Origin of the sequence: Saccharopolyspora karakumensis (assembly GCF_004349225.1) — a bacterium.
In the GTDB taxonomy this organism is placed as follows: Bacteria; Actinomycetota; Actinomycetes; order Mycobacteriales; family Pseudonocardiaceae; genus Saccharopolyspora; species Saccharopolyspora endophytica.
On record NZ_SMLA01000093.1, the window covers coordinates 1 to 10,397 of the forward strand.

General features: G+C 70.0%; 9 protein-coding genes. 3 read left to right on the forward strand and 6 right to left on the reverse strand.

Annotation, left to right across the window (positions count from 1 at the left end; genetic code table 11):
- Positions 1 to 361 precede the first annotated feature (361 nt).
- The 6 genes from E1202_RS30235 to E1202_RS30260 form a co-directional block, all read right to left on the reverse strand.
- A complete protein-coding gene (locus E1202_RS30235) occupies positions 362 to 2,020 on the reverse strand; it encodes a glycoside hydrolase family 13 protein (RefSeq protein ID WP_132686723.1) in 1,659 nt (552 codons plus the stop codon).
- Between the two features lie 14 nt (positions 2,021 to 2,034).
- Positions 2,035 to 2,871, reverse strand: coding sequence for a carbohydrate ABC transporter permease (locus tag E1202_RS30240; RefSeq protein WP_132686724.1), 837 nt, complete (start codon positions 2,869 to 2,871; stop codon positions 2,035 to 2,037).
- On the reverse strand, positions 2,871 to 3,881 hold the full coding sequence (locus E1202_RS30245) for a carbohydrate ABC transporter permease (RefSeq protein ID WP_132686725.1): 1,011 nt from the start codon (positions 3,879 to 3,881) through the stop codon (positions 2,871 to 2,873). The genes E1202_RS30240 and E1202_RS30245 overlap by 1 nt, the downstream gene beginning before the upstream one ends.
- A 57-nt stretch (positions 3,882 to 3,938) precedes the next feature.
- On the reverse strand, positions 3,939 to 5,228 hold the full coding sequence (locus E1202_RS30250) for an ABC transporter substrate-binding protein (RefSeq protein WP_132686726.1): 1,290 nt from the start codon (positions 5,226 to 5,228) through the stop codon (positions 3,939 to 3,941).
- A 190-nt stretch (positions 5,229 to 5,418) separates the two neighbouring features.
- The gene (locus E1202_RS30255; RefSeq protein WP_207919005.1) at positions 5,419 to 6,435 is read right to left on the reverse strand and encodes a LacI family DNA-binding transcriptional regulator; all 1,017 of its coding nucleotides are present in this window, start codon (positions 6,433 to 6,435) and stop codon (positions 5,419 to 5,421) included.
- A 176-nt stretch (positions 6,436 to 6,611) separates the two neighbouring features.
- Entirely contained in the window at positions 6,612 to 6,992 is a 381-nt protein-coding gene (locus E1202_RS30260) for a winged helix-turn-helix transcriptional regulator (protein WP_132686728.1), read from the reverse strand.
- 93 nt (positions 6,993 to 7,085) lie between these two features.
- Here E1202_RS30260 and E1202_RS30265 point away from each other — a divergent pair, with 93 nt between their 5' ends.
- The 3 genes from E1202_RS30265 to E1202_RS30275 form a co-directional block, all read left to right on the forward strand.
- Positions 7,086 to 7,493 (forward strand): RidA family protein, encoded by a 408-nt coding sequence (locus E1202_RS30265; protein ID WP_132686729.1) that lies wholly within the window; start codon positions 7,086 to 7,088, stop codon positions 7,491 to 7,493.
- 114 nt (positions 7,494 to 7,607) lie between these two features.
- The gene (locus E1202_RS30270) at positions 7,608 to 9,242 is read left to right on the forward strand and encodes an alkaline phosphatase D family protein (protein ID WP_132686730.1); all 1,635 of its coding nucleotides are present in this window, start codon (positions 7,608 to 7,610) and stop codon (positions 9,240 to 9,242) included.
- On the forward strand, positions 9,239 to 10,397 hold a 1,159-nt coding region (locus E1202_RS30275), incomplete at its 3' end, for an alkaline phosphatase family protein (protein WP_132686731.1). The genes E1202_RS30270 and E1202_RS30275, both read left to right, overlap by 4 nt.

Here is a 10,397-nt window from a genome sequence, read left to right on the forward strand (position 1 = left end):
ACGAACCCCCGACCCCGATTCCCACGGAACCCACCCCGGACTTCAGTGGAAGCCCGGCCCTCGGTCTCAGTGGAAATCCGATCTCGGACTTCAGTGGAACCCCGGGCCCGGGACTTCGGTGGAAACCCGGTGCCGGGCTTCAGTGGAAACCCGACCCCGGGTTTCAGTGGAAATCTGGTCAGGGAGTTGGTGGGCGTCGGATGTGGACGGCGTGTCACGTTCCGCAGGGGGTAGCGGAGCACGGCGGTCGTCGGGTGGCCGGGAAACCGCCGTGATCAGGTGACGGAATACGGCGGTATTCCGGGACCTGATGACGGCGGTGATCCGGGTGGTGCTGCCGGGGTCTGAGACCGTGACGTTCTCAGTCGGCCAGCCAGACCGCTGTGTCGGTGGGGAGGTGGTCGTCGTGCAGGCCGTCGCTGGTGAGCAGGATCCGGTCGTGGTCGGGGAGCGGCTGGGGAGTGCCCGACATGTTGACCACGCAGGTGAATCCGGGTTCGCGGTGGAACGCCAGGACGCCGCTGGCGGAGTCCAGCCAGCGCATCCCGCCTTCGCCCAGCGCGTCGAGCTCGCGCCGCAGGCGCAGCGCCGCGCGGTAGAGCTCCAGGGTCGAGGCGGCATCGCCGTCCTGCGCCTCGGCGGTGCGGTCGCGCCAGGCAGCGGGCTGGGGGAGCCAGGGCTCCGCGGACCCCGTGGCGCCGAAGCCGAACGGTGGCGTCGAACCCGACCACGGCAGCGGCACCCGGCAACCGTCTCGACCTCGCTCGGTGCGACCCGAGCGCTCCCACATCGGGTCCTGCAGGGCCTCCTCGGGGAGGTCTTCGACTTCGGGGAGCCCGAGCTCCTCGCCCTGGTAGACGTAGGCGCCGCCGGGCAGCGCGAGCATGAGCAGCGCCGCCGCGCGCGCCCGGCGGGTCCCGAGCGCCAGGTCCGGTTCGTCGAGGACCAGCTCGTCCTCGCCGATCGCGCGCTGGTCGTGCGGCACCCACGCGGTCTCCCTGCCGTACCGGGTCACGTGCCGGGGCACGTCGTGGTTGGACAGCACCCACGTCGGGGGTGCGCCCACGGCGGTCAAGCTCGCCATCGTCGAGTCGATGACCTCGCGCATCCGCTCCGGTCTCCACGGGCACTTCAGGAAGTCGAAGTTGAACGCGGTGTGCAGACCACCCGGCCGCAGGTACCGGGCGAGCCGTTCCGGCGACGGCGCCCAGGCCTCGGCGACGAACTTGCGCTCGCCCGGGTACTCGTCGGCGATGCGGCGCCACCGGCGGTAGATCTCGTGCACCTCGTCGCGGTCCCAGTGCGGGTGCGCGAGGCGCTCGCCGGGTTCGCCGGTGAGGTCCGGCAACTCCGGATCCTTGACCAGGCCGTGGGCGACGTCGATGCGGAAGCCGTCCGCGCCGCGGTCGAACCAGAACCGCAGGACGTCGGCGAACTCGTCGTGGACCTCGGGGTTGGCCCAGTTCAGATCGGGTTGCTCGGGTGCGAACAGGTGCAGGTACCACTCCCCGTCGGCCACGCGGGTCCAGGCGGGACCGCCGAACACCGACCGCCAGTTGTTCGGCGGCTGGTCCCCGTCGGCGCCCAGACCGGGCCGGAAGACGTAGCGCTGACGTTCCGGGTTTCCCGGCCCGGCGGCCAGCGCGTCCTGGAACCACCGGTGCTGGTCGGAGGTGTGGTTGGGCACGATGTCGGGGATGATGCGCAGCCCGTGCTCGTGCGCGTCGGCGATCAGCTTCTCCGCGTCGGCGAGGGAGCCGAAGAGCGGGTCGATGTCGCGGAAGTCGGCCACGTCGTAACCCGCGTCGGCCTGCGGCGAGCGGTACCACGGGTTGATCCACAGCGCGTCGACGCCCAGATCCCGCAGGTAGGGCAACTTGGACCGGATGCCCTCGATGTCGCCCATCCCGTCGCCGTCGCCGTCGGCGAAGCTGCGGATGTAGACCTGGTAGATCACCGCGTCGCGCCACCACGGAAGTGCATCGGAGTGCTTGTGCTGCAACGGTTCTCCGTCTCCCATTGAGTCCACTTCGGTCATTTGAGCCCGCCCGAGGTCAGGCCGGCGATGATGCGGCGCTGGAAGATGAGCACGGCGACGACCAGCGGGACGGTGACGATCACGCCCGCCGCCATCTGGGTGCCGAAGGGCTGCTCGTGCCCCTGCGCGCCGACGAACTTCGAGATGGCGACCGTGACGGTCTGCATCTCCTTCTCGTTGACCATGGTCAGCGCGATGATGAACTCGTTCCAGGCCATGATGAAGGTCAGGATCGCCGTGGTGAACACACCGGGCGCCGCCAGCGGCACGATCACCTTGCGGAAGGCCTGACCGGGCGTGCACCCGTCCACCATCGCCGCCTGCTCCAGCTCCACCGGCATCTGGCGGAAGAACGTCGTCAGGTTCCACACCGCCAGCGGCAGCGCGAACGACAGGCTCGGCAGCACCATCGCCTGGTAGGTGTTGATCCAGCCGATGTCGGTGAACAGCTTGAGCAGCGGCACGATCAGCGAGATCCCCGGGAACATCGAGCAGGCGATGATCAGCGCCAGCACCGCGTTCTTGCCGCGGAAGTTCAGCCGCGCCAGCGCGTAGGCGGTCGTCATGCCGATCACCAGCGTCAGCAGCGTGGTCACCGAGGCGACCACGAAGCTGTTCAGCAGCGCCCAGCCGAACCCCACGTCGGGGGCGAAGACCGCGCGGAAGTTCTCCAGCGACCACACCGCGGGCAGCGGGCTGAGGTCGAACTGGTCGGACGGTCGCCGGAACGCGGTGGCGGTCATCCAGTAGAACGGGGCCAGGCAGTACAGCACGATCACCGCGACACCCGCGTGCGGCAACCAGCGCTTCCAAGAACGGGCCGAAGAGGTCATCACGCCACCGCCTTCCGGTTTCTCCGCGCGGTTCTCACCTGCGAGCGGGCTTCTCCCAGCAGGTCCGCGCCCAGCAGCTTGACGAAGGCGAAGGCGACGACGGCGACGTAGCAGAACATGATCGTCGCGTAGGCCGCCGCGGCGCCGTAGCGCACATTCGTGGCCTCCTGCCAGGCCAGCATCGACAGCGTCTCCACCGATTCCTTCTGCTGCCCGATCAGCACGAACGGCAGGTCGAACATGCGCAGCGAGTCGAGCATCCGGAACAGCACCGCCACCAGCAGCGCCGGACGCACCAGGGGGAGCGTGATGTGCGCGAACCGCTGCCAGGCGGAGGCGCCGTCGACCCGCGCGGCCTCGAAGACGTCGCGCGGGATCACCTGCAGGCCCGCCAGCACCAGCAGACCCACGAACGGTGCGGTCTTCCACACCTCGGCCACGATCACCGCCAGCTTCGCCGGTCCGCCGTCGGCGCTCCAGAGCACCTGCGTTCCCAGCATCGCGTTGACCACGCCGTCGGAGGCGAAGATCCACCGCCACAGCAGCGCCGAGACCGCGGTCGGGATCGCCCACGGCACCAGCACGCTCGCGCGCACCAGACCGCGCCCGCGGAACGCCCGGTGCATGATCAGCGCCATCGCCACGCCGAGCGCGGCCTCCAAGACCACCGTCGTCGTGGTGAAGAACGTCGTGTTCCACATGGCGTTCCAGAACCGCGCGGCGGCGGGACCGGTGAACACCTCGGCGTAGTTGCCGAGTCCGGCGAACTGCTCGCCCTCGATCACGAAGCCCTCGGCGTCCACCCCCTGGCCCTCGGTGAACAGCGACTGCCGCAGCGCAGCGATGATCGGGTAGACCACCACCAGACCGAGCACCAGCAACGTCGGCGACACCAGCATCCCGGCCAGTCGCGCGACGGCCGCTGCCTGGGGCGATCTCCGCCTGCGGCGATCGCGCGCCGCGAGGCGCCCGGACGCGGGCGCGGCGGCGGATTCCACTTCTGTCGTCATCATCTACCTCCCCGAGTCCCGGGGGCGGCGCCGCGAACAGGCGCCGCCCCCGCGCGCTCACTGCTGTCCGGTCAGCTCCTGGAGCCGGGCCTGCAGATCGGCCAGCGCCTGCTCGGAGGACTTCTCACCGCGCAACGCCGCGTAGACGTGCTCCTGGATCACATCGGTCACCTCGCCGTACTTGACCACCCGCGGACGCGGCTCGGCGCCCTCGATGGACCTCTTGAGCAGCGGGAGGTACGGGTACTTGGCCTGCATCGACGGGTCGTCGTAGAGCGCGGTGCGGGTCGGGGCCAGCGAACCCTGGTCCAGCCGCAGCCGCTGCTGCTCGGGGGCGGTGGCGAACTTGATGAAGTCGACCGCGGTGGCCTTGTTCTTGGCGAACGAGGAGATCGCCAGGCTGTGCCCGCCGAGGCTGGACACGCCGGGTCCGGCGACGCCGGGCAGCGGCGCGACGCCGAACTTGCCCGCCACGCCGGAAGAACCGTCGGTCTTGGCCGAGTGCGAGTACTGGTTCGGCCAGGCGCGGCTGAACACGATCTTGCCTTCCATGAAGGCGCGGCGCGTCTCGGTCTCCTTGAAGGTGATCGCCTCGCGCGGGATCATCCCGGAGCGGAATCCCCCGATGAGCGCGTCCAGGCCGCGCTTGGCCTCGGGGGTGTTGACGTTGGGCTTGCCGCTCGGGTCGGTGATCACGCCGCCGGCGCCGTGCACGGCCTCGGCGAAGTTGACCGTGAGCCCCTCGTACTTCTCGTACTGCCCGGCGAAGCAGGACATCCCGGCGGCCTCCGGCAGGGCGAGCACCTTGTCGCAGACCTGGCGCATCTCGTCCCACGTCGTCGGGGGCTGCGCACCGGCCTTGGCCAGCAGGTCCTCGCGGAAGTAGAGCATCGCGCCGTCGGACGTGGCGGGGACGCCGTAGAGGCGGTCGCGGTACAGCGAGGTCTCGACGGTGGTCGGCACGAACTGGTCGATGCCGAACTGCTCCTCGGGAAGTGCGGTGATCCAGCGGTTCGCGGCGAACTCCGCGGTCCAGACGTTGTCGAGGTCGAGCACGGTGAACGCGTCGGACTTGGTCTGCGCGTTCTGCACCATCTGCTGGCGCTGGTCGTCGGCGGAGGAGGAGAGCTCGATGAAGCGGACCTGCTCGTCGGGGTGCGCCTTGTTCCACGCCTCGACGATCTTGGGGTTGACGCTCTCCTCGTCCTTGCCCGCCACGAAGGTGATCGGGCCGCGGCCTTCGAGCGCCGCCGAGGGCTCGTTGGTGGCCGAACCGCCGCAGCCGGCGGTCAGTGCGGCGGTGCACGTCAGCACCGCGGCGATCGCTAACCGGTTTCTCTGTCTCATGTCACTCTCCATTGAGGACTCATCGAGCGCACGGGGCTCCGCCGCGCGATGCACCGGATCGATCCAGTGGCATCGTGCGGTCGTTCGGTCTTCGATTCGTGGAATTGCGCCGGGCGCGATGCGCCCGATTTCAGATCGCCAGCGAACCGCAGGTTCTCACCTGCGCTTACCAGCCTCCTTCTTCATCTCCTCACAATTCCGCGCTGCTGCGCGGAGGAGCTGTTGAGCCTCGCACCACGAGTTCGATCGGAACAGGTACGACGGTGCTGTCACGGGAGTTCGATTCCAATTGGTCGATCAACAATCGCGCGGCCGTGGCCCCTTGGGCGCGCACCGGCTGGGCCACGGTGGTCAGGTCCACGTACCCGCTCATCTCGTGGTCGTCGAAACCCACGATCGACATGTCCTCCGGCGTCGACCGCCCGTGCCGGCGCAGCGAGCGCAACGCGCCCATGGCGAGCTCGTCGGCGTAGGCGAAAACGGCGGTGGGCTGGTGACTTTCGGCGAGCAGTCGGTCCATCGCGCGCTCGCCGCCCGCGATGGAGAACTCGCCGGGAACCATCCACTCGGGGCGCTGTTCGACGCCGTTGTCGTGGAGGGTCTGCAGGAACGCCTCGCGGCGGATGATCGGTGCGATGGCGCCCAGCGGTTTCGGTTCCAGTCCCTGGATCATCGCGATGTCGCGATGGCCGAGGTTGATCAGGTGCTGCACGGCCAGCCGGGTGCCGAGCCGGTCGTCGATGTGCACCGAGCTGAACCCCTCGGCGTCGTGCCCGACCAGGCCCAGCGGCATGTCCAGCCCGCGCAGCCGGTCGGCTTCCTGCTCGGTGAGGTCCATCGAGAGCACCAGCACCGCGTCCACCCGCCCGCGGACCGGCAGTTCGCGGAAGAACCGCTCGCGGGATTCGACGTCGCCGGCGGTGTAGAGCATCAGGTCGTAGCCGGCGGCCCGCAGGACCTGCTCGGCGCCGCCGATGATCTGCCCGAAGAACCACCGCCACACGAACGGGACGACGACGCCGATGCAGAGCGTGCGCCCGGTCGCCAATCCGGACGCCGAGCGGGAGACCGAGTAGTCGAGTTCGGCGGCCAGCTCGGCGATGCGCTGACGCGTGCGGTCCGACACCCCGGAGCGCCCGCGCAGCGCGCGCGACACCGTCGACGGCGAGACGCCGGCTCGCCGCGCGACCTCCTCGATGCCGACCACGGGTCCTCCCTCGTTCGCTCCGCTGTCCAGATCGCGAGGAATGTACTGTGGCCTGAGTCTCATGCACAAGCGTTTGCGTTCACCGGGTGAGAAGTCCGCACCATGTGCCCCGTGACCAGGCATTTCAGCCACGCAAACGCCGCTGTGAAGTGGACGGAGGGCCTCCGCCGACGCCCTCAGCCGCCGAAGCGGCGACGAGCCTCGTCGATGTCGGTGATGTGGCGGTGGGTCCACTCGCACATGGCGTCGACGGTCGCCAGCAGACCCCGGCCCGGCCCGGTGAGGGTGTACTCGACGCGCGGTGGCACGGTGGGGTGCGCGGTCCGCTCGGCGAGGCCGTTGCGCTCCAGCATGCGCAGGTTCTGGGTGAGCATCTTGTGGCTGATGCCCTCCACCTCGGTCCGCAGCTCGCTGAACCGCAGGGTCCGAACGCCGAGCGCCTCGATGATCAGCAGCGCCCACTTGTTGGCGACGTCGGAGAAGATCTCCCGCGCCAGCGAATCCGCCCGCCGCAGATCGGCTTCGTCCGCCGAGCCGCTGACCTGCTTGGTCACCATGAGGTTCCTCAGTAACGAAAAAGTGCGTTCTTCCACGTCATCGCTCACTCTCCTACGGTTCCCCAGTAACCACAAGAGAGCGAGGAGGCTGCAATGGCCATCACCCTGACCAACGCGCCCGGACTGCCCGAGGTCGACATCTACCGGCACGTCTCGATCGCGACGGGAACGAGGCTGGTGCACCTCTCCGGCCAGGTCTCCTGGGACGCCGACGGCGCGGCGGTCGCGGAGGGCGATCTCGCCGGGCAGATCGTGCAGTGCTACCTCAACGTCGGAAAAGCGCTCGAGGCGGCCGGCGGCACCTTCGACGACGTCGCGAAGCTGACCTTCCACGTCGTGGACTGGACCCCGGACAAGATGCCCCAGGTCCTCGACGGGATCGTCCGAGCGGCGGAGGCTCTCGGCACCGCGCCCGTGCCCCCGGCCTCCTTGTTCGGCATCGTCGCGCTCGACGTCCCGGAGCACCTCGTCGAGATCGAGGCCACCGCGGTCCTGGAGTGACCGCTCGGTGCCTCGTCGGGGGAGTTGTCGATCAAGCGGCGGGTCTGTGAACAGGACGATAACGTTCCTCCGAACGGGTGTACACGCGCTCGTCGGGGTGACATTTTTCGGATCATGTCGCAGATCCGCCGTCGGTCGTTGATCAAGGCCGGTGGGGTGCTCGCCGGTGCGATGAGCATCGGTGGGCTGGCCGCCACCGCATCCGCCTCGGGGTCGGTTTTCGCCCACGGCATCGCTTCCGGCGACCCGAACCCGGACGGCGTGGTGCTGTGGACGCGGGTCACCCCGGAGCCGGACGCGCTGCCCGGTTCCGGCCTCGGCGCGGCCTGCGCGGTGGACTGGGAGGTCGCCGCCGACGAGGGTTTCGCGAACGTGGTCGCGCGCGGCTCGCTGATCACCGGGGCGCGGCGCGACCACACGGTCAAGGTCGACGTCGCGGGTCTTCCCGCCGGGCAGTGGCTCTGGTACCGCTTCCGGGCGCTGGGCGAGGTGTCGCGGACCGGTCGCACCCGCACGGCACCCGCGGCGGACGCGGCGCTGCAGCGGCTGCGATTCGGTGTGGTGTCCTGCTCGAACTGGCAGGCCGGGCACTTCGCCGCCTACCGCCACCTCGCCGCGCGCGGCGACCTCGACGCGGTGCTCCACCTCGGCGACTACCTGTACGAGTACGCGCCCGGCGAGTACCAGGCCCGCGACGTCGTGGTCCGCCCGCACGACCCGCCGGTGGAGATGACGGACCTGGGGCACTACCGGCGCCGCCACGCCCAGTACAAGACCGACCCCGACCTGGCCGATCTGCACGCCTCGGTGCCGTTCGTGGTCACCTGGGACGATCACGAATCCGCCAACGACGCGTGGTCGGGTGGAGCCGAGAACCACACCGAGGGTGCCGAAGGCTCCTGGGCCGATCGCAGGGCGGCCTCGCAGCGCGCCTACGCCGAGTGGATGCCGGTGCGCTACGAACCCGGCGGCGTCCTGCACCGGCGGCTGCGGTTCGGCGCGCTGGCCGAACTGTCCATGTTGGACCTGCGCAGCTACCGGAGTCAGCAGGTCGCCACGCCGCTGGACCCGGGGATCGGCGATCCGGCGCGCACCATCACCGGCGACGAGCAGATGCGCTGGCTGACCGATGGTCTCGCGAACTCCACCGCCCAGTGGAAGTTGATCGGCAACCCGGTGATGATCGCGCCGGTGCGGTTCCCCTCGACGCTGTCGATCGAGGAGCGCCGCGCGATCGGCGAGCTCACCGGCACACCGGAGGTCGAGGGGCTGCCCTACAACGTCGACCAGTGGGACGGGTACACCGCCGACCGCGACGAGGTCCTCGGCGTGCTGCACGAGCGGGGGATCACCGACACCGTCTTCCTCACCGGCGACATCCACTCGGCGTGGGCGGCCGAACTGCCCTTCTCACCCGCGACCTACCCGCTGGACCGCAACTCGGTGGGCACCGAGCTCGTGTGCACCTCCGTGACGAGCGACAACCTCGACGACATCCTGCGCGTCCCGCCGCGCACCGCCTCGCCGGCGGTGGAGTCGGCGATCCGCGCGAACAACCCGCACGTGAAGCACCTGGACTTCGACTCGCACGGCTTCTCGGTCCTGGACGTCACCGCGGAGCGCGTCCAGATGGACTGGTTCGCGCTGGAGGACCGCACCCAGCCGTCCACCGGTGCCCAGCGCACCGTCTCGTTCGAAGTTCCCGCGGGAAGCCAGCAGGTGCACCAGGTTTCGGAGGGCATCCGGTGAATTCGCTGAACCGCCGCAGCTTCCTGCGCGCCGCAGGTGCCGGCGTCCTGCTGTCGGCGTCGTCCCCGGCCGCCTGGGCGGCGGACGCCAAGCAGCTGCGCGCCTACGCGCTGGTCGTCGACGGGTGCCGGCCCGAGGAGATCAGCCCGGAGCTCACCCCTCGGCTGCACGAGCTCCGCGAGAGCGGGACGTCGTTCCCGTCGGCGCGGTCGCTGCCGGTGATGGAGACGATCCCGAACCACGTCATGATGATGAGCGGCCTGCGGCCGGACCGCACTGGCGTGCCGGCCAACTCGGTGTTCGACCGCGCCGAGGGCCAGGTCCGGACCCTCGACCGCGCCTCCGATCTGCGGGCCGAGACGCTGCTGGAAGTCCTGCGCGGCCACGGCAAGGTGACCGGGAGCGTGCTGAGCAAGGAGTACCTCCACGGCATCTTCGGCACCCGCGCGACGGTCCGCTGGGAGCCGGAGCCGATCGTGCCGATCAGCGGCCACGCACCGGACGCGTTCACCGCCGAGGCGCTGGTGTCCGTGGTGGACAGCGCGGATCCGGACCTCGTGTTCGCGAACTTCGGCGACGTCGACCGCGTCGGCCACACCGACCTGACCGGCACCACGCTGCGCGCCGCCCGCACGGCGGCGCTGGCCTCCGCGGACGCCCAGGTGGGCCGCTTCGTCGACCACCTGCGCAGCACCGGGCGCTGGGAGAGCAGCGTGCTGCTGGTCCTCGCCGACCACTCGATGGACTGGTCGCTGCCGCATCGGGTGATCTCGCTCCGCCCGGTCCTCGACTCCGACCCGCTGCTGGCGGGCCGCACCGAGATCGCCCAGAACGGGGGCGCGGTACTGCTGTACTTCACCGGTCCCGACGCCGAGCGCCCCGCGGCCGTGCAGCGCATGCGCGAACTGGCGGAGGCCACGGAGGGCGTGCTGTCCGTCCACGACCCCGCCGAACTCCGCCTCGGTCCGGAAGCCGGTGACCTGGTCGCCTACTGCGACGGGGGCTGGCGCTTCACCGACCCGGAACTGGTCTCCAACCCCATCCCGGGCAACCACGGGCACCCGGTGACCGAACCCATCCCGTTCTTCATCACCGGAGGCCACCCCGCGATCCGCCGAGGCAGCACGTCCCCCTCCCCGGCGACCACGATGGACG